Below are 19289 nucleotides of genomic sequence, written 5' to 3'. Positions count from 1 at the left end.
CCGGGCCGGGCCGTTGGCCGTTGGGCGGACCCGGCGGCCCGGCCCGGCGGCGCGGGTCAGCGGCCGGTGAACTTCGCCTGGGTCTTCTCCGCGAACGCGCGCATGCCGATCCGGGCGTCCTCGGTGGCGAACAGGCCGGAGAACTCCAGCCGCTCGATCTCCAGGCCGGTGCCGAGATCGGTCTCCAGGCCGTGGTCGACCGCCCGCTTGGCGGCGCGCAGGGCCGCCGACGGGCCGCCGACGAACGCGGCGGCGTAGGCGAGGGCCTCGGCGTAGACGTCGGCGTCGGGCACGACCCGGTCGACCAGCCCGATCGCCAGCGCCTCGGCGGCGGGCACGTGCCTGCCGGTGAAGATGAGGTCCTTCGCCCTGGCGGGACCGATCAGCCGGGGCAGCCGCTGGGTGCCGCCCGCGCCCGGGATGATGCCGAGCAGGATCTCCGGCTGGCCGAGCTTGGCCGACTCGCCCGCGATGCGGATGTCGGCGCAGAGGGCGAGCTCGCAGCCGCCGCCGAGCGCGTACCCGGTGATCGCCGCGATGACGGGCTTGCCGATCTCGGCCACCGCGGTGAAGCAGTCCTGCAGGACCGCGGAGTGCGCGGCCATCTCCGCGTAGGGCATGTCCGCCATCTCCTTGATGTCGGCCCCCGCCGCGAAGACCCGCTCGCCGCCGTAGACGACCACGGCGTACACGCCGGGATCGGCGTCCACCTGCCGGGCGCAGTCCGCGATCTCCCGCTGGACCTGCCCGTTGAGCGCGTTCATCTTGGGGCGGTCGAGCCTGATCGTCGCGACTCCGTCGGCCGACTCGACCCGTACGAACTCACCCATCGTCGTCCTTTCGCTGGAAGTGCCGTCGCCCCACGATAGAGCCGGGCACTTCCGCCTCCGGACCGGCCGGGGGCGCAGACGCACCGCAGGAGTCACCGGCTCCCCGGCCGCGCGGCGCCGGCGCACGGGCGGCTCACCGGCCCCCGGCCGGGGGTCAGCGCACGGGCAGCGCCGCCAGCCCGTCCGCCTCCCCGGCGAGCCCGGCCGGGCCGGCGGCCGCCTCCCGGTAGATCCGCTCGTAGCCCTCGGCCATCACCTCCACGTCGAAGCGGTCCTCGACCCGGGACCGGCAGTCCCGCGGGTCGAGCGCGCCGACCGCCTCGATCGCCTCGGCGAGTTCCTCCGGCCCGCTCCGCACGAACCCGGTGAGGCCGTCCACGACCACCTCGGACACCGCTCCCCGGTCGAGGGCCACCACCGGCGTGCCGCAGGCCATGGCCTCGATCATCACCATGCCGAACGGCTCCTCCCACAGGATGGGGAAGAGCAGGCAGCGGGCCGCGGCCAGCAGCTCGCGCTTGCGGGCGGCGTCGGCCTCCCCGACGTACAGGGCGTCGGGGCCGAGCCGGGGCCTGACCCTGCGGTCGAAGTACTCCTGCTCCCCCGGTTCGGTGACCCGCCCGGCGAGCAGGATCCGCCGGCCCGCCTCGCGGGCGGCGTCGATCGCCAGGTGCGCCCCCTTGTCCTCGTTGAACCGGCCGAGCCACAGGACCCAGTCCTCCTTGCGCTCCCGGAAGGGGAACGAGCCGGTCTCGACCGCGTTGTGGACCACGCCCGCCCAGTTCAGGTCGGGGGCGATGCGCCGCTGGGCCGAGGAGATGGCGGCCATGGACACGCTCGTGCCCAGAGCCCGGTAGTACGCGCCGAACTCGCCGTCCACCTCGTGGTGGCAGGTGACCACGGTCGGCACGGGCCGCGCCGCGGCGGTCAGCGGCCCGGCCAGGGAGTGGTCGTGGACGACGTCGGCGTCGATCCCCGCGATCATGTCGTACGCCTGCGCGGCGTGCAGCACCTCGGGCAGCGCCTGGCCGATCCGCTCGGACGGGGGGGAGACGTAGGTGCGCAGGAAGCGCGCGGGTGCGTCCGACCTGCCCGCGCCCACCAGTGTGACCTCGTGCCCGCGCCGGGACAGCCCCGCGATGAGTTCGGCCAGCACCGACTCGATCCCTCCGTAGCCGCGGGGCGGCACCTCGTACCAGGGCGGCGCGACCATCACGATGCGCAGTCCGTCGCGCCACCCCTGGAGATGATCCGTCACGGAACCCATGTCAACCTCACCTACGGCCACCCGGCCCTCGAGAACGTCAGGAAATCTGGACAGCTGGTCGGAAAGGAGCGGCGGGGGCCTTCCGCTCGGGACGGTCAGTGGATCTGCTCCAGGACGGCGGTCAGCGGCGGCCGCGGCTCGTCGAGCACGGTGATGCCCTCCGGCAGACCCGTGACGGAGGTCTCGCCGCCGTCGATGTCGATCGTGATGCGGGCGCCCGCCAGCTGGAGTCCCGAGATCTTCAAGGTCGTCAGGCCCACGGGGGACATCCACACCCTCTTCTGCGGCACGCACGGGTCGAGGCGGAGCAGGCTGCGCATCAACTGGATGGGGGCCGCCGAGGCCCACGCCTGCGGGGAGCAGGAGGTGGGGAACGGCACCGGCTGGGGGAACTCCTCCCGGTCGAACCCGCAGAACAGCTCCGGCAGCCGCCAGCTGAAGGCCTTGGCCGCGTCCAGCAGGCCGAACGCGACCCGCCGGGCCTCCTCCTCGAAGCCGTAGCGCATCAGGCCCGCCGTGACCAGCGCGCTGTCGTGCGGCCAGACCGAGCCGTTGTGGTAGCTCATCGGGTTGTAGGCGCCCATGCTGGAGGCGAGGGTGCGCACGCCGTACCCGGTGAACATCGCCGGCGACATCAGGTGCTCGGCGACGGAGGCCGCCTTGTCCTCGTCGACGATGCCGGTCCACAGGCAGTGGCCCATGTTGGAGCCGAGCCCGTCGATGGGGCGCCCCGCACGGTCGAGGCCCATCGCGTAGTAGCCCCTGTCCTCCAGCCAGAACCGCTCGTTGAACGCGTCCCGCAGCCGCATCGCGCGCTCCGTCCACTGCTCCTGGAGCGCCAGGTCGCCGGCCTCCCGGGCGAAGTGCGCGCGCGCGATGAAGGCCGCGTAGACGTACCCCTGGACCTCGGCGAGCGCGATCGGCGGGCGGGCCAGCGTGCCGTCGGCGAAGTTGACGCCGTCGAAGGAGTCCTTCCAGCCTTGGTTGAGCAGGCCGTGGTCGGTCTTGCGCCGGTAGTACAGGAACGGGTCGGCGGACCTGGTGATCCAGTCGAGGGCGGCGTCGGCGTGCGGCAGGAGGTCGTCGACCGCCTCGTCGTACAGGCCCCACCGGCGCAGTTCGCCCAGGACCATCACGAACAGGGCGCTGGAGTCGACCGAGCCGTAGTAGGCGTGGCCCTCCTCGGGGGTGACGCCGTCCTTCACCCCGAAGCGGAGCTCGTGCATGATCTTTCCGGGCTCCTCCTCGGAGAGCGGCTCGTCCTGCCTGCCCTGCAGGCGGGCCAGCCGGCGCAGCGTGCCCAGGGCGAGCGACTGGTCGAGCGGGAGCGCCATCCACGAGGTCAGCAGCGAGTCGCGGCCGAACAGCGTCATGAACCACGGCGCGCCCGCGGCGATCGACGGCGGCTCACCGGGCTTGTCCGACTCGAAGAGCCGCAGCGAGCCGAGGTCCTCCCGCGACCGGAACAGGACCTGGGCGACGGAGCGGTTGGAGGTGGTGACGACCGGCGTGAGCCGTTCCCAGTCGGCGCGCCGCCGGACCGGCTCGGCGTGCTCCAGCGGGTGGTGGGTGGAGAACCAGGCGGGCGTCTCCTCCCCGTCCACGATCGGGTTGACCTGCACGGTGACGGTCCACTCGCCGCGGGCCGGGACGATGACCCTGAAGTGGAGCAGGCCGGGGGCCGCCGCCGGCATGGGGTTCGTCATGATCCGCACCCCGCGGCCCCGGCTGGCGGACACGACCAGCAGGCCCGAGATGTCGGAGGTCATCTCCACGTCGGTCACGTGCACGATCCGCCCGGTCTTGACCTCGAACAGGTCGGCGAGGTCGGAGCCGACGTGCAGGCTGACGGCGCACCCGGCCGCCTCGTCGGACATGTTGCGCAGGGTCAGATCCTCGCGCAGGCCGCCGCCGACGTAGCGGTCCCTGATCACCAGCATGGTGCTCTCCGCCTGGCCCGGGCGGGGTCCGGTCCGGCCGAGGAACGTCGCGTGGTACGGCTCGGCGTTGATCGTGCGCAGGGACTCGATCGGGGCCTCGTCCACCCTCAACTCCAGGCGCGACACCAGGCGGGTGTCGGCGTGGTACATCCCCTGGGCCCCGCCGGGCGTGATGTCGCCGTTGCAGTTGGACACGCAGAAGGAGCCGCCCTCGACCAGGGTCACCGTGGTGCCGCCCAGCGCCCCCGGCTGGCCCTCGAAGGTCCATGCGTTCACTGTTCTCTCCGCCGTGTGGAAGGGTCCCCGTTCCTGAGCCATTCCCTTTCCACCCCGAAGGGGGCAACAAAAGCGCATTTCAGAGGCATTGCGGATTCTTTGCGGTAAAACTAATGAATCTCCCTGCTTGCCCCCTCCCGTCTCTCCGGAACCTCGTCACCATGGAAGCCGTCACCCGGGGAAGCGCGGCCCCGGTCCCCCCTGCCCCGGCCTCCGCGCGCCCACCCGGCCGGCACGGCGCGCCGCCGGCCGGGGTCACCGCCTCCCCTGCCCGGCCGGCCGGTAGCCCCGCACGTAGTCGACGGTGAACCGCTTGGGGTAGGGGTGCTCCGGTGCCGCCGGCGTGTCCCGCTCCGGCGCCTGCGGGAACTCGTAGATGTTCAGCATCAGCTGCATCGGATAGCGCGGCGACTGGCGGACCGTCCGCACGTGCCGCCCGTCGACGAGGAAGGAGACCCGCTCGGGCGTCCACTCGGCGGCGTAGACGTGGAACTCCCGGGCGTCGATCGGCAGGGTCTCCACCGTGAAGTCGTCGGTGATCCCCGGGTCGCCGAAGGGGTGCAGGCCCATGCCGACCCGCGCCGAGTCCGGCCCGACGTCCCGGCCGAAGATCTCGCAGACGCAGATCTCCGCCGACCGCTCGGGCTCGTCCTCGTAGCCGATCATCCAGAGCGCCACCATGGAGCGCGGGTCGTCGATCGCCCGCGCCCGCATCTCGACGAGGCCGTACCGCGGGGTGTAGAGCCGCACGTCGCGCTGCTCCTCCCGCACGACCGCGCCGGAGCCGCGCCCGTGCTGCCCGACCGTGCTGCCCACCGGCCCCGCGAAGACGCCGGTCTGCAGCGACGAGACGCGCAGCGGCCCCTCCAGCTCCGGGCACCAGGGCGGCTGGTCCTCCTCGATCAGCAGGTGCAGGTGACCGCCCGCCAGCTCGTACCGGGCCGCGGCGCGCTCGCGCCCGCTCCACTGCGGCAGGTAGTACGGCACCCAGCGGCTCCCGTCGAGCCGGTCTCCCTCGAAGGCGTCCTCGAACTCCAGCTCGTAGCCGGCCTTCGTCACCGGGTCGAGCCCCTCCGGCCACCGCTCCGCCGTCTCCGCCACGCCGTACCCGCCCTCCCCGACGAATTCCAGCCATCCGACGCCATGATCCCCCACCCGCCGCCCGTACGGCAGTGCCGCCGGGCGGGTGCAGGACCGGGCGGGTTTCCGCCTCCCTGCATGGCCGCGCGGCTCCCGGGTACCGGCGGGGCATGCCGGATCTGCTGCCCGAGGCGTTCCTGCGCGAGGCCGTCGACCTGCTCGTCCGCCTCGTGGAGGCGGCGGGCGCGGTCGTCATCTTCGCCGGGGCGGCCGCGGCCTTCGTCCGTTTCCTGCGGATCGCCGTACGGCGGCGCGGCGACGACGACTTCGTCGCCGTCCGCCTGTTCCTGGGGCGCTTCCTCGCCCTGGGCCTGGAGTTCCAGCTCGCCGGCGACGTGCTCCGGACAGCCGTCGCCCCGAGCTTCACGCAGATCGGGCAGCTGGCGGCGATCGCGGCCATCCGGACCGCGCTGAACTTCTTCCTGAGCCGGGAGATCGAGCGGGAGGGCCGCACGGTGCGCGAGTCCCGCCGGGCCTCCCCGGCGGGCGCCTCCGGCCCGGACCTCCCGTCGGGCGGCGACCGCCGCGGCTCCTCCGCCGGACCGGGGGACGGCTGAGCTCGTCGCCGTGGCCGTCCCGCTCGTCGTCGTGGCGGGGCCGCTGCCGGCGGCGGCCGTCCTGCTCGGCGGCGGGACGCCGGCGACCTCGTGCTGATGAGGACCGATCAACTGGAGCAGGACGGCTGGAAGCACCTGGCCCGGCACGTACCCGGCGATCTGCGGCGCGCGTTCGAGGCGATCCGGGCGAATCCCCGCTCCGCGACCGATCCCGCACGGCATCACCGTTCGAAAGGAAGCCTCGGAAAGGCTCCGTCCGAAGGTGAGCAGGTCGAACGCTGGCAGTACGAGGTCACCGGCGGAGGCCGGATCCGGCATCTGATCGACGATCCGAACCGCGCCGCATGGATCACCCACGCAGGCACCGGTCACCCCGGAGCCACGGACTGATCCAAGGACTTCGCCACTCGCTCCCGTCTCGGCCACCCGCCTCCCGGATCCGGTGGTCCGGGAGGAGCGACTCCTTCCGGACCACCGGGGACGGGTCAGCGCAGGGTGCCGTTGGTCATGCCCTCGGGCTCCTGCGGGACCGTCATCAGGCCCAGCTCGGCGGGAGCGGCCATCAGCGGGTGCGACGGGACCACCCGGACGGTGTAGCCGAAGGCCCCGGTGCGCTGCAGCGGGACCGAGCCGGTGAACACGGCCCGGCCGTCGTCGCCCCGGGAGTCGGGGGTCAGGGGCGCGTAGGAGGGGTGGACCAGTTCGTCGTGGATCCCGACCCGGCCGTAGGCGACCTGGACCTCGACGTCGTCGGGGCTCAGCTCGCCCAGCGCTATCGTGGCCCGCAGCTCCAGGGAGGCGCCGACCTCGGGTGTGTCGCCCAGCCCGGAGGCCTCGACGTGCTCGACCCGCACGCCGGGCCAGGCCCGGCCGACCCGGAGCTTCCAGGAGGCGAACTCCTTGGCCGGGGCGTGCCCGTCGGACGTCAGCGCGCGCGCGGCGTGGGCGGCCGGCGTGTAGAGGCCGACGACGTAGTCACGGAGCATCCGGCCCGCCAGGACCTTGGGACCGAGGGAGGTCAGGGTGTGGCGGACCATCTCCAGCCAGCGGCGGGGCAGGCCGTCGGCGGGGCGGTCGTAGAACCGGTCGGCCACCTCGTGCTCGATCAGGTCGTAGAGCGCGGCCGCCTCCAGCTCGTCGCGGCGGTCGGGGTCGGCGACGCCGTCTGCGGTGGGGATGGCCCAGCCGTTGGTGCCGTCGAACCACTCGTCCCACCAGCCGTCGCGGATCGACAGGTTGAGCCCGCCGTTCAGCGCGGCCTTCATCCCGCTGGTCCCGCAGGCCTCCAGGGGGCGGAGCGGGTTGTTCATCCACACGTCGCAGCCCTGGACCAGGAGCTGGCCCAGGGCCATGTCGTAGTCGGGCAGGAAGACGATGCGGTGCCGGACCTTCTCGCCGTCGGCGAACCTCACGATCTGCTGGATGAGCTTCTTGCCGCCCTCGTCGGCCGGGTGGGCCTTGCCCGCGATGACGATCTGGACCGGCCGCTCGGGATGGAGCAGCAGCTCGCGCAGGCGCTCCGGGTCGGAGAGCATCAGCGTCAGCCGCTTGTAGGAGGGCACCCGGCGGGCGAAGCCGATGGTGAGCACCTCCGGGTCGAGGGCCTCCTCGATCCAGCCGAGCTCGGCCGGGGAGGCGCCCCGGTCGATCCAGGAGCGGCGGAGCCGGACGCGGGCCTCCTCGACCAGCCGCGCGCGCATCCGGCCGCGGATGGCCCAGATGTCCTCGTCGGAGATCTTGCTGACGTCCTCCCAGCCCTGGGCGCGCTCCACCAGCGAGGGCAGCTCGCGCCCGGCCAGCTCCATGATCTCCCGGCCGACCCAGGTGGGCGCGTGCACGCCGTTGGTGATCGACCCGATCGGCACCTCGTCGACGTCGAAGCCGGGCCAGAGCCCCTTGAACATCTCACGGCTGACCTCGCCGTGCAGCTGCGAGACGCCGTTGACCCGCTGTGCCAGGCGCATGCCCATCGCCGCCATGTTGAACACGCCCGGCTCGTCCTCGGCCCCGAGCGCCAGGATGCGGTCCACCGGGACGGTGGGCCAGGCGTTGTCGCCGCCGAACTGGCGGGCGATCAGCTCGGCCGGGAAGCGGTCGATGCCCGCGGGCACGGGGGTGTGCGTGGTGAAGACGGTCCCGGACCGGACCGCCTCCAGCGCCTCCTCGAAGGAGAGGCGGGCCTCGGTGAGCTCGCGGATGCGCTCCAGGCCGAGGAAGCCGGCGTGCCCCTCGTTGGTGTGGAACACCTCCGGCTCGGGATGGCCGCTGATCCGGCAGTAGGCGCGGATGGCGCGCACGCCTCCGATGCCGAGCAGCAGCTCCTGCTTGAGCCGGTGGTCGGTGCCCCCGCCGTACAGGCGGTCGGTCACGTCGCGCTCGGCGTTGTCGTTCTCGGCCACGTCGGAGTCGAGCAGCAGCAACGGGACCCGGCCCACCTGGGCCACCCAGACCTGGGCGTGGAGCGTGCGGTGCTCGGGCAGGCCGATCCTGATCCGGACCGGGTCGCCGCCGGGCTCCTTCAGCAGGGTCAGCGGCAGCCCGCCCGGGTCGAGCGACGGGTAGTGCTCCAGCTGCCAGCCCTCGGGCGACAGGGACTGCGTGAAGTAGCCGTGCCGGTAGAGCAGGCCGACCCCGAGGATCGGCACGCCGAGGTCGCTGGCCGCCTTGAGGTGGTCGCCGGCGAGAATGCCCAGGCCGCCGGAGTACTGCGGCAGCGCGGCGGCGATGCCGTACTCGGGTGAGAAGTAGGCGATGGCCCGCGCGGCGTCCGGCAGGGACTGGTACCACCGCGGGGCGGTCATGTACTCGCGGAGGTCGTCGGCCATGTCGGCCAGGCGCCTCAGGAAGCGGCGGTCGCCGGCCAGCTCGCGGAGGCGCTCGGGCTCGACGGCGCCGAGCAGCGCCACCGGGTCGTGCCCCACCCGCTCCCAGGTGACCGGGTCCACCTCGGCGAACAGGTCGAGCGTCTCGGGATGCCAGGACCAGCGGAGGTTGTGCACGAGCTCGCCGAGGGCGGCCAGCTCCGAGGGCAGGACGGTGCGGACGGTGAACCTGCGGATAGCTCTCACGCTGTCAGACCCTAGTTACTCAACGCCACAGGGGCGACCAGAATGCTCACGCGTGTCCCCCTCACCGCTATCGACCGGGTCCAAACGCGGCCGGGCGAGTTCGTCGTGCGACCGGCCGGGAGGTGAACTCCCGGGAAGGAAGCCGCGCCCCTCTTCCTCCGTCAGGTATGAAGAGCCACTATTGGGGCAACCCAGATATGAGCCAGCAGCGCTGCCTCCCGGATCCGGCCGTCCATGTGGGAGGCGGTGCTCCGCCCTGCCCTGCGGCCGGTCAGGGAACGTTTGAGACGCCGAAGGGTCTTTCTTGATCTCTCTTGCCCGGACCATCCCGGCGGCACCGGTGTGCCGCCGCTACCGTGAGACGCGATGATCGGACGAATCCCTATCCAGGACATCCACCCCGTCGTCGAGTGCGGCCGCTATCCCGCCAAGGCCGCCGCGGGTGAGACATTCGAGATCACCGCGGTCGTGTTCCGGGAAGGGCACGACGCGGTGGCCGCCGGTGCCGTGCTGACCGACCCGGAGGGGGTGCGCGGGCCGCTGCTGCGCATGCGCGAGCTCGCTCCGGGGACCGACCGCTGGGGCGTGGAGGTGACGCTGCCCGCCGAGGGCACCTGGCACTTCCGCGTCGAGGCGTGGAGCGACCCCATCGCCACCTGGCTGCACGACGCGGGCATCAAGATCCCGCGCGACATGGACGCCGACCTGATGTGCGAGGAGGGCGCGCGGCTCTTCGAGCGCGCGGCCAAGGCCGTACGGTCCGCGGACTGCTCCGGGAAGGGCAGGCCGGACGACGAGGAGAACGGCGCGGCGGGCCGCGACGGCGAGGGGAGGAACGGCAGGAACGGCAGGAACGGCAACGGGGGCTGCGGGCACCGCGCCGCGCTGCTGGAGGTCGCCGCCGTGCTGCGCGACGAGAGCCGTGACCCCCGGGCCCGCTTCGCGGTGGCGCAGACGCGGGAGACGGCCGGGCTGCTGCGCCTGCACCCGCTGCGGGAGCTGGTGACGAGGTCGGCCCGCTACGCGATCACGGTCCACCGGCGCAGGGCGCTGTTCGGCTCCTGGTACGAGTTCTTCCCCCGCTCCGAGGGCGCGGTCGTCGAACCGGGCCAGGCGCCCAGGTCCGGCACTCTGCGGACCGCGGCCGAGCGGCTGCCCGCGGTGGCGCAGATGGGCTTCGACGTCGTCTACCTGCCGCCGATCCACCCGATCGGGCACGCCTTCCGCAAGGGGCGCAACAACACGCTGACCCCCGAGGAGCACGACCCGGGCTCGCCGTGGGCGATCGGCTCGGAGGCGGGCGGCCACGACGCGATCCACCCCGACCTCGGCACGTTCGCCGACTTCGACGCGTTCGTGGCCAGGGCCCGGTCGCTCGGCATGGAGGTCGCCCTGGACCTGGCGCTGCAGTGCTCCCCGGACCACCCGTGGGTCAAGGAGCACCCGGAGTGGTTCAACGTCCGCGCCGACGGCTCGATCGCGTACGCCGAGAACCCGCCGAAGAAGTACCAGGACATCTACCCGCTCAACTTCGACAAGGACCCCGAGGGGATCTACGCCGAGGTCAAGCGGGTGGTGCGGCTCTGGATGGACCACGGAGTGCGGATCTTCCGGGTGGACAACCCGCACACCAAGCCGGTGGCGTTCTGGGAGCGGCTGCTGGCCGACATCCACAGCACCGACCCCGACGTGCTGTTCCTGGCGGAGGCGTTCACCCGGCCGCCGATGATGCGGGCCCTGGCCAAGGTCGGCTACCACCAGTCGTACACGTATTTCACGTGGCGGAACTCCAGGCGGGAACTTGAGGACTACCTCAACGAGCTCGCCCACGAGACGTCACATTTCATGCGCCCCAACCTCTTCGTCAACACTCCGGACATCCTTCACGAATATCTTCAGCATGGCGGGATCCCGGCGTTCAAGATCAGAGCGGTCATCGCAGCCCTGACCTCGCCGACCTGGGGGATGTACGCGGGGTACGAACTGGGAGAGAACATCCCGGTACGGCCCGGCAGCGAAGAATACCTCGATAGTGAGAAATATCAGTACAGACCGCGTGATTGGGCTAGGGCAGAGCAGGAAGGGCGCAGTCTGGCGCCTTTCATCACCCGGCTGAATTTGTTCCGAAGAGCGCACCCCGCCCTGCAGGAATTGCGTAATCTACGGTTCCACAGCGTGGACAACCCGGACATGATCTGCTTCTCCAAGCGGCTCCCCGGGGCCCGCGACACGGCCTCACGACGGCACGGCGCGGGTGACGTCGTGCTGGCCGTCGTCAACCTGGATCCCCACCACACCCATGAGGCGACGGTGTTCCTGGACATGCCGGCCCTCGGTCTCGACTGGCAGGACGAGTTCGTCGTCGACGACGAGCTGTCCGGCGAGTCGTACCGCTGGCGGCAGTCGAACTACGTGCGTCTCGATCCCCACATCCACCCAGCGCACGTCTTCACCCTGCGCACGGCGGCGGCGCACTCCAGGTGAGCCGGCCGGGCGCGATCCGGCAGAACAGCGGGGAGAAATGAGCCATTCGTCCGAGCCCATTCCGAACACCTTCGACGAGGAAGAGCCGCGCGATCCGTACTGGTTCAAGCGCGCGGTCTTCTACGAGGTGCTGATCCGGGGATTCGCCGACTCCAACGGGGACGGCACCGGCGACATCCGCGGCCTCATCGACAAACTGGACTACCTCCAGTGGCTGGGGGTCGACTGCCTGTGGCTGCTGCCCCTGTACGAGTCGCCGCTGCGCGACGGCGGCTACGACATCTCGGACTTCATGAAGATCCTGCCGGACTTCGGCGACCTCGGGGACTTCGTGCAGCTGGTCGAGCAGGCGCACCAGCGGGGCATGCGCGTCATCGCCGACCTGGTGATGAACCACACCAGCGACGCCCACCCGTGGTTCCAGGCCTCCCGGCACGACCCCGAGGGCCCGTTCGGCGACTTCTACGTCTGGTCCGACACCGACGAGCTGTACAAGGACGCCCGGATCATCTTCGTCGACACCGAGTCGTCCAACTGGACCTACGACCCGGTGCGGCAGCAGTACTACTGGCACCGCTTCTTCTCCCACCAGCCGGACCTCAACTACGAGAACCCGGACGTGCAGAACGCGATGCTGGAGGTGCTGCGCTTCTGGCTCGACCTGGGCATCGACGGCTTCCGGATGGACGCCATCCCCTACCTGTTCGAGGCCGACGGCACCAACTGCGAGAACCTGCCGAAGACCCACGAGTACCTCAAGCGGGTCCGGGCCGAGGTGGACCGCCTCTACCCGGACCGGGTGCTGCTGGCCGAGGCCAACCAGTGGCCGGCCGACGTGGTGGAGTACTTCGGCGACCCCGCCACCGGCGGCGACGAGTGCCACATGGCCTTCCACTTCCCGCTGATGCCGCGCATCTTCATGGCCGTGCGCCGGGAGTCCCGCTACCCGATCTCGGAGATCCTGGCGCAGACCCCGAAGATCCCCGAGAACTGCCAGTGGGGCATCTTCCTGCGCAACCACGACGAGCTCACGCTCGAGATGGTCACCGACGACGAGCGCGACTACATGTACTCCGAGTACGCCAAGGACCCGCGCATGCGCGCCAACGTCGGCATCCGGCGCCGGCTGGCCCCGCTGCTGGAGAACGACCGCAACCAGATCGAGCTGTTCACCGCCCTGCTGCTCTCCCTGCCCGGCTCCCCCGTGCTCTACTACGGCGACGAGATCGGCATGGGCGACAACATCTGGCTGGGCGACCGCGACGGGGTGCGGACCCCGATGCAGTGGAGCCCCGACCGCAACGCCGGGTTCTCCGACTGCGACCCGGGCCGGCTGTACCTGCCGGTCATCATGGACCCGATCTACGGCTACCAGGCGATCAACGTCGAGGCGCAGCAGAAGAGCGCCGGCTCGCTGCTGAACTGGACCCGGCGCATGATCGAGATCCGCAAGCGCCACCCGGTCTTCGGCCTGGGCGCGTTCACCGAGCTGAACGCCTCCAATCCGAGCGTGCTGGCCTACGTGCGCGAGCTGGGCGACGACCGGATGCTGTGCGTCAACAACCTCTCGCGCTTCCCGCAGCCGGTCGAGCTCGACCTGCGCCGGTTCGAGGGGTCGGTCCCCGTCGAGACCATGGGCGGCGTCCCGTTCCCACCGATCGGCGAACTTCCGTATCTTCTGACGCTTCCTGGGCATGGGTTCTACTGGTTCACCCTGCCGCCCGCGCCCAAGGAGGCATAGATCGTGCTGACGGAGCTCCTTACCGGTTGGATAGCGCATCAGCGATGGTTCGCCGGTAAGGGGCGCCCCATCGACGCGCTCGCGGTCGACTCCGACCTCGAACTCGCGCCGGGGCTCCGTCACCTCATCGTCTCCGTCCGCCAGGGGGAGACGCGCGACCGCTACCAGCTCCTGCTGGGGTGCCGCCAGGAGATCCCCGACCGGCTCACCCACGCCCAGATCGGCTACGCCGACGGCCAGGGGTTCTACGACGCCGCCCACGACGCCGACCTCACCGGCACCCTGCTGGAGGCGATGGCGGCCGGGCGCGACCTCGGCCCGCTGCGCTTCCGCCACCTGGAGGGCGCCGGGATCGACACCTCCCAGCGCAGCCTGGTGCTCGGCGCCGAGCAGTCCAACACCTCCCTGGTGTACGGCGACGCCTACATCTGCAAGCTGTTCCGCCGGCTGATCCCCGGCGTCAACCCCGAGCTGGAGATCACGAACGCGCTGGCCCTGCGCAAGGCGGCCCACATCGCGCAGCCGTACGGCTGGATCGAGACCGACCTCGACGGCGAGCCCACCACGCTCGCGATGACCCAGGAGTTCCTGTCCAACGCCAACGACGGCTGGGCGCTGGCCCTGGCCAGCGTCCGCGACCTGTACAACTCCCCGGAGCGGTCCGCCTCGGACGCGGGCGGCGACTTCAGCGCCGAGTCCTTCCGGCTCGGCACCGCCACCGCCGAGGTCCACCGGGAGATGGCCGCCGCGTTCCCGACCGGCGTGATGGAGGCGGCGGAGGTCAAGAGCCTCATGGAGGACCAGCGCCGCCGCCTCGCCCGCGCCGTCGAGGAGGTCCCCGAGCTCGCCGCCCGCGCCCACGTCGCCGAGGAGGCCTACCAGCGGGTCGTGGACGTCGCGCACGCGGTGCCCGTCCAGCGGGTGCACGGCGACTACCACCTCGGCCAGGTGATGCGCACCCCGACGGACTGGATCATCCTCGACTTCGAGGGCGAGCCGGGGCAGCCGCTGGCCGAGCGCCGGGCGCTGAGCTCCCCGCTGCGCGACGTGGCCGGGATGCTCCGCTCCTTCGACTACGCGGCCCGGCACCTGCTGGCCGACCACCCCGAGGCCGGCGACCTGCACGCGCAGGCCGTGGAGTGGGCCGAGCTCAACCGCTCGTCGTTCCTGGCCGGCTACTCGGCGGGCGGGGGGCGGCTGCGCGGCGAGGACGCCGTCCTGCTGCGCGCCCTGGAGCTGTCCAAGGCGGTCTACGAGGTCGTCTACGAGGCGCGCAACCGGCCCTCCTGGCTGCCCGTGCCGCTGGCCGCCTTCGACGCCTGATCGCACCGCTTCCCCATTCGGCCCAACCGATCACCCCGGGTTCACTACTCTTCGCATACGAATACGCGCGGAGAGTAGGTGGCGATGAGACGGGCACGGATCATGATGGCGCTCGCCGGAGCGGGGGTGACGGTCGTCGCGGGGACCTTCTTCCTGTTCCCCGGGGAGCCGGGCTCACAGGCGGCCCGGTCCGTCTCCCGGCCGCCCGCCCCCGGAGACCCGCTGACCGGTGACGAGATCGCCGCGGCCGGCAAGGTCGCCTCCGCGACCTGGCGCACGCACATGACGAACGGGCAGGCCGAGCTGCTCTACGTCGAGCGCGACGACGACAAGGCCGCCGGGGAGCGGCGCCGGGCCGACGTCTACATCTACGACTACCGCACCGACCGGCTCGTGGTGCGGACCGTCGACCTGGCCAAGGGCGAGGTCGTGGCGGAGCAGGAGGAGCGCGGCGTGCAGCCGCCGCCGTCCCGGGGCGAGGAGATCAGGGCCGCCGAGCTGCTGCTGGCCGACCCGGAGTACGGCCCGCGGATACGCGACGCCCACGCCAAGGCGGGCGGCAGGCCGCTGGTCTCCGCCTCCGACCTGGGGCTGCGGGCGCTGAGCTTCACCCCGGGTCCCCGGGACACCGGCGCGGCGGCCTGCGAGACCCACCGGTGCGTCCGGCTGTTCGTCCGGCTCCCGGACGGCACCTGGCTGGACACCAGCCGGATCGTCGTCGACCTGTCCGCCAAGAAGATCTTCACCCTGGAGTGGTGACCGTGTTCCTCCGCCTGACCCTCTCCTCCGCCATGCTCGCCGCCGGGCTCACCACCGCGACCGCTCCGGCCCCCGCTGTGGTCCCCGCTGTGGTCCCCGCCGGGGGCGCCCCCGGGAGCGCGCACGCCGCCCAGGCCGCCCCGGCGACGTGCAACCCGCCGTACCGGATCGACAAGACGCTGCCGAACGGCGCGCGCTGGCGGATGTGCTGGGAGATGCGCACCATCGAGGGGCTGACGCTCACCAACGTCACCTACACCCCCGAGGGGGGCGAGGCGCTGCGCGTGCTGCGCAGCACCGCGCTGGCCCAGATCCACGTCCCCTACGACAGCGGCGAGCCCCGCTTCCACGACATCGGCACCATCGGCGACGACGCCATCGCGCTGAAGGCCGCCGACTGCCCCGGCGGCGAGCGCCGGGACCAGTACGTCTGCGTGACCACCCGCCCGCGCGGCCACGGCTACCTGAAGTCCGACGGCGAGGGGGTCACCTCCTCCGTCCAGGGCACCGACCTGGTGGTCTTCGCCGCCTTCCAGCTCGGCTGGTACACCTACCTCGTCGAGTGGGCCTTCGGCGACGACGGCGCGATCACCCCCCGGGTGGGTGCGACCGGCTCGCTGTCCGGCTTCACCACCACGCCCCAGCACGGCTGGCCGATCGGGGTGGGCGCCACGAAGTTCGAGGAGAGCCACAGCCACAACATCTTCTGGCGGCTCGACTTCGACATCGACGGCGCGGACGGCGACGTCGTCGAGCAGTACGACTTCACCGGCTCCGGCACCGCCAAGCGGAGGCTCACCCGCACGGTCTTCACCGAGGAGACCAAGGCGGTCAACTCCCGGATGCGCTGGTGGCGGGTGGTCGACTCCGGTGTCCGCAACGCCGACCGGCACCCCGCCTCCTGGGAGATCAACAACCTCGCCAGCGCGGAGTACCGCGGCCCCGCCGACGAGGCCTTCACCCGCGCCGACCTCTACGTGACCAACTACCGCGCCTGCGAGCGCCTGGCCAGCACCAACCCCGTGGCCGGCTGCGGCAAGAGCGTCGACCGCTACGTCGCCGACGCCCAGCGGCTCACCGACCCCGTGCTCTGGGTCCACGTGGGCTTCCACCACGTCGCCCGCGACGAGGACGCCGACCCCATGCCCACCCACTGGCAGGGCTTCCGCGTCACCCCGCGCGACGTGACCGCGGAGAACCCGCACTGAGCCCCGGCCGCCGGTCCCGCGCGGGCCGTGCACGGCCCTCCCCGGACGGCGGGAGGGCTTCCGCACGGCCCGCACGGCGCCGTGCGGGATCCCTCACGGACCCCTCGCCGAGTCCCTCCGGAGACGAGAAGATCTTCTCCGGCGCACCTCCCCGCCGAATGGGTTGAATGCCGACAGGCGGGCAGGGTTTAGGGAGTATCGACCGACGGGAGTGATCCATGAACGCGGACCTGGACCTGAACCGGCTGGCAGGCGGAGCACATCACGATCCGCACTCGATCCTCGGCGCGCACCCCGGTGAGAACGGTGTGACGATCCGGGCGCTGCGTCCGCTGGCGGAGAAGGTCCAGGTGCTCCTCGACGGCGAGGTCCACGACATGCGGCACCTGGCCTTCGGGGTGTTCGAGGTGACGGTCCCGGGGCTGGACAAGGTCCCCGACTACCGGTTCCGGGTCTCCTACCCGGGGGTGGAGCCGTACGAGGCGGACGACCCCTACCGGTTCTGGCCCACGCTGGGCGAGGTGGACCTGCACCTGATCGGCGAGGGCCGGCACGAGCGGCTCTGGGAGGTGCTCGGCGCCCGGGTCATGCGGCACCAGGACGTCGAGGGCACCGCCTTCTCCGTCTGGGCGCCGAACGCCCGCGGGATCCGGGTCATCGGCGACTTCAACCACTGGGACGGCTCCGGCCACCCCATGCGCTCCCTGGGCGGCTCCGGCGTGTGGGAGCTGTTCGTCCCCGGGATCGGCGAGGGCGAGCGCTACAAGTTCGCCGTCCTCGGGGCCGACAGCGTCTGGCGGGAGAAGGCCGACCCCATGGCCCGCCGTACCGAGGTGCCGCCCGCGACGGCCTCGGTGGTCGAGCGCTCGGAGTACGGCTGGCAGGACGGCGCGTGGATGGCCGCGCGCCCGGACCGGCGGGCGCTGGAGGAGCCGATGAGCGTCTACGAGGTGCACCTGGCCTCCTGGCGGCCCGGCCTGTCCTACCGGCAGCTGGCCGAGGAGCTGGTCGACTACGTCAAGGACATGGGGTTCACGCACGTGGAGCTCCTGCCGGTGGCCGAGCACCCGTTCGGCGGCTCCTGGGGCTACCAGGTGACCTCGTACTACGCGCCGACCTCCCGGTTCGGCTCGCCGGACGAGTTCCGCCACCTGGTGGACCGGCTCCACCAGGCCGGGATCGGCGTGATCCTCGACTGGGTCCCGGCGCACTTCCCCAAGGACGCCTGGGCGCTGGCCCGCTTCGACGGCACCCCCCTGTACGAGCACGCCGACCCCCGGCGGGGCGAGCACCCCGAGTGGGGCACCTACATCTTCGACTTCGGGCGCAAGGAGGTGCGCAACTTCCTGGTCGCCAACGCGCTGTACTGGCTGAAGGAGTTCCACATCGACGGGCTGCGGGTGGACGCGGTCGCCTCGATGCTCTACCTCGACTACTCGCGGCCCGAGGGCCAGTGGACGCCCAACCAGTACGGCGGGCGGGAGAACCTGGACGCGGTGGAGTTCCTCAAGGAGATGAACGCCGTCTGCTACCGGGAGGCGCCGGGCATCGTCACGATCGCCGAGGAGTCGACGGCCTGGCCGGGCGTCTCCCGCCCCGCCTACCTGGGCGGCCTCGGCTTCGGGTTCAAGTGGAACATGGGCTGGATGCACGACACCCTCGCCTACCTCAAGCACGAGCCGGTCTTCCGGCAGTACCACCACCACCAGATGACGTTCTCCCTGATGTACGCCTACTCGGAGAACTTCGTGCTGCCGCTCTCGCACGACGAGGTCGTGCACGGCAAGGGCTCGCTGCTGGGCAAGATGCCCGGTGACGAGTGGCAGCGCTTCGCCAACCTGCGCGCGCTGCTGGCGTTCATGTGGGCCCACCCCGGCAAGCAACTGCTGTTCATGGGCGGGGAGTTCGGCCAGGGCTCGGAGTGGTCGGAGGAGCGCGGGCTCGACTGGTGGGTGCTGGACTTCGACGGGCACCGGGGCATCCAGCGGCTGGTCCGCGACCTCAACCGGGTCTACCGGGACACCCCGGCGCTGTGGCGGCTGGACACCTCGCCGGACGGCTTCCGCTGGATCGACGCCGACGACGCGCAGGGCAACGTCTTCTCCTTCCTCCGGCAGGCCCCCGACGGCTCGGTCCTGGCCTGCGTGGCCAACTTCTCCGGCGCACCGCACGAGGACTACCGGATCGGCCTGCCGACCGGCGGCACCTGGGCGGAGGTGCTCAACACCGACGCCTACGACTACGCGGGCAGCGGGGTGGGCAACTTCGGCTCGGTGGAGGCCGGCGCGGAGCCGCACCACGGCCTGCCGTACTCCGCCTGCCTGCGGGTGCCGCCGCTGGGCGCCCTCTGGCTCAGGCACGTCCCGGCGGAGCAGCCGGCGGAGGCGGAGCGGCCCACGGCGGAGTGAGCCCGCCCCGCCCGCGGGCCGCCGGGCCCGCGGCCCGGCTGCGGGGGAACGTCAACCGGGCGGAGTAGACGCTCGGGCATCTGGGCCGGTCACGCGACGCGTGACCGGCCCCTTCCATGCCCGCCCCCGTCCGGACCCGGCCCGCGGCCCGCCCGCAGGCGGTTCCGGGCCCGTCCGCGCGGTCCCGGTCGGGGCACTCAGGGGCCGGGCACCATGATCCAGTCACACCTTAAATCTGACTTATGTCTGACTTATGCGCTCACCGAAGCGTTGACCGCCGCGAGAACG

The 19289-nt window shown here is 71.8% G+C and carries 13 protein-coding genes; 8 read left to right on the top strand and 5 right to left on the bottom strand.

The features are described from left to right. Positions 1-56: 56 nt before the first annotated feature. From ABD823_RS17315 to ABD823_RS17300, 4 genes are all read right to left on the bottom strand, one after another. Complete coding sequence (locus ABD823_RS17315) at positions 57-830, bottom strand: enoyl-CoA hydratase/isomerase family protein (protein WP_344860747.1); 774 nt, start codon at positions 828-830, stop codon at positions 57-59. Positions 831-984: 154 nt separating this feature from the next. Beyond that, on the bottom strand, positions 985-2088 hold the full coding sequence (locus tag ABD823_RS17310; RefSeq protein WP_344860745.1) for a glycosyltransferase family 4 protein: 1104 nt from the start codon (positions 2086-2088) through the stop codon (positions 985-987). Between the two features lie 104 nt (positions 2089-2192). Next, positions 2193-4313: an amylo-alpha-1,6-glucosidase gene (locus ABD823_RS17305; RefSeq protein ID WP_344860743.1), complete on the bottom strand. Its 2121-nt coding sequence runs from the start codon at positions 4311-4313 to the stop codon at positions 2193-2195. 255 nt (positions 4314-4568) lie between these two features. Then, positions 4569-5468, bottom strand: a complete 900-nt coding sequence (locus ABD823_RS17300) for a glycoside hydrolase family 16 protein (protein WP_344860741.1) — start codon at positions 5466-5468, stop codon at positions 4569-4571. Positions 5469-5563: 95 nt separating this feature from the next. Between ABD823_RS17300 and ABD823_RS17295 the strand changes: the two genes are divergently transcribed. Together ABD823_RS17295 and ABD823_RS17290 are read left to right on the top strand one after the other, a co-directional pair. After that, complete coding sequence (locus ABD823_RS17295; RefSeq protein ID WP_344860739.1) at positions 5564-6010, top strand: DUF1622 domain-containing protein; 447 nt, start codon at positions 5564-5566, stop codon at positions 6008-6010. Between the two features lie 96 nt (positions 6011-6106). Further along, complete coding sequence (locus ABD823_RS17290; protein WP_344860737.1) at positions 6107-6400, top strand: hypothetical protein; 294 nt, start codon at positions 6107-6109, stop codon at positions 6398-6400. A gap of 95 nt (positions 6401-6495) precedes the next feature. Here ABD823_RS17290 and glgP read toward each other — a convergent pair whose 3' ends face one another. Next, positions 6496-9078: an alpha-glucan family phosphorylase gene (glgP, locus tag ABD823_RS17285; protein WP_344860735.1), complete on the bottom strand. Its 2583-nt coding sequence runs from the start codon at positions 9076-9078 to the stop codon at positions 6496-6498. A 366-nt stretch (positions 9079-9444) separates the two neighbouring features. Between glgP and ABD823_RS17280 the strand changes: the two genes are divergently transcribed. From ABD823_RS17280 to glgB, 6 genes are all read left to right on the top strand, one after another. Continuing rightward, positions 9445-11562: an alpha-1,4-glucan--maltose-1-phosphate maltosyltransferase gene (locus ABD823_RS17280; RefSeq protein WP_344860733.1), complete on the top strand. Its 2118-nt coding sequence runs from the start codon at positions 9445-9447 to the stop codon at positions 11560-11562. A gap of 37 nt (positions 11563-11599) precedes the next feature. Beyond that, positions 11600-13303, top strand: coding sequence for a maltose alpha-D-glucosyltransferase (gene treS / locus ABD823_RS17275; RefSeq protein WP_344860731.1), 1704 nt, complete (start codon positions 11600-11602; stop codon positions 13301-13303). Positions 13304-13306: 3 nt separating this feature from the next. After that, positions 13307-14626 (top strand): maltokinase N-terminal cap-like domain-containing protein, encoded by a 1320-nt coding sequence (locus ABD823_RS17270; protein WP_344860729.1) that lies wholly within the window; start codon positions 13307-13309, stop codon positions 14624-14626. An 84-nt stretch (positions 14627-14710) separates the two neighbouring features. Then, entirely contained in the window at positions 14711-15385 is a 675-nt protein-coding gene (locus ABD823_RS17265) for a hypothetical protein (RefSeq protein ID WP_344860727.1), read from the top strand. Further along, the gene (locus ABD823_RS17260; protein ID WP_344860725.1) at positions 15382-16593 is read left to right on the top strand and encodes a copper amine oxidase; all 1212 of its coding nucleotides are present in this window, start codon (positions 15382-15384) and stop codon (positions 16591-16593) included. The genes ABD823_RS17265 and ABD823_RS17260 overlap by 4 nt, the downstream gene beginning before the upstream one ends. Positions 16594-16811: 218 nt before the next feature. Continuing rightward, complete coding sequence (glgB, locus tag ABD823_RS17255; RefSeq protein WP_344860723.1) at positions 16812-19001, top strand: 1,4-alpha-glucan branching protein GlgB; 2190 nt, start codon at positions 16812-16814, stop codon at positions 18999-19001. The last annotated feature ends 288 nt before the right edge of the window (positions 19002-19289 follow it).

The sequence above is a fragment of the Planomonospora alba genome, assembly GCF_039534085.1.
Lineage (GTDB): Bacteria > Actinomycetota > Actinomycetes > Streptosporangiales > Streptosporangiaceae > Planomonospora_B > Planomonospora_B alba.
The sequence above is the reverse complement of the archived record's forward strand: the minus strand, read 5'-3'. Positions and strand labels throughout refer to the sequence as shown.

What these genes read in the sequence shown, in the direction of transcription:
- ABD823_RS17315 (WP_344860747.1), bottom strand. Translation starts at nt 830, where the DNA reads ATGGGTGAGTTCGTACGGGTCGAGTCGGCCGACGGAGTCGCGACGATC.
- ABD823_RS17295 (WP_344860739.1), top strand. Translation starts at nt 5,564, where the DNA reads ATGCCGGATCTGCTGCCCGAGGCGTTCCTGCGCGAGGCCGTCGACCTG.
- ABD823_RS17290 (WP_344860737.1), top strand. Translation starts at nt 6,107, where the DNA reads ATGAGGACCGATCAACTGGAGCAGGACGGCTGGAAGCACCTGGCCCGG.
- ABD823_RS17280 (WP_344860733.1), top strand. Translation starts at nt 9,445, where the DNA reads ATGATCGGACGAATCCCTATCCAGGACATCCACCCCGTCGTCGAGTGC.
- treS (WP_344860731.1), top strand. Translation starts at nt 11,600, where the DNA reads ATGAGCCATTCGTCCGAGCCCATTCCGAACACCTTCGACGAGGAAGAG.
- ABD823_RS17265 (WP_344860727.1), top strand. Translation starts at nt 14,711, where the DNA reads ATGAGACGGGCACGGATCATGATGGCGCTCGCCGGAGCGGGGGTGACG.
- glgB (WP_344860723.1), top strand. Translation starts at nt 16,812, where the DNA reads ATGAACGCGGACCTGGACCTGAACCGGCTGGCAGGCGGAGCACATCAC.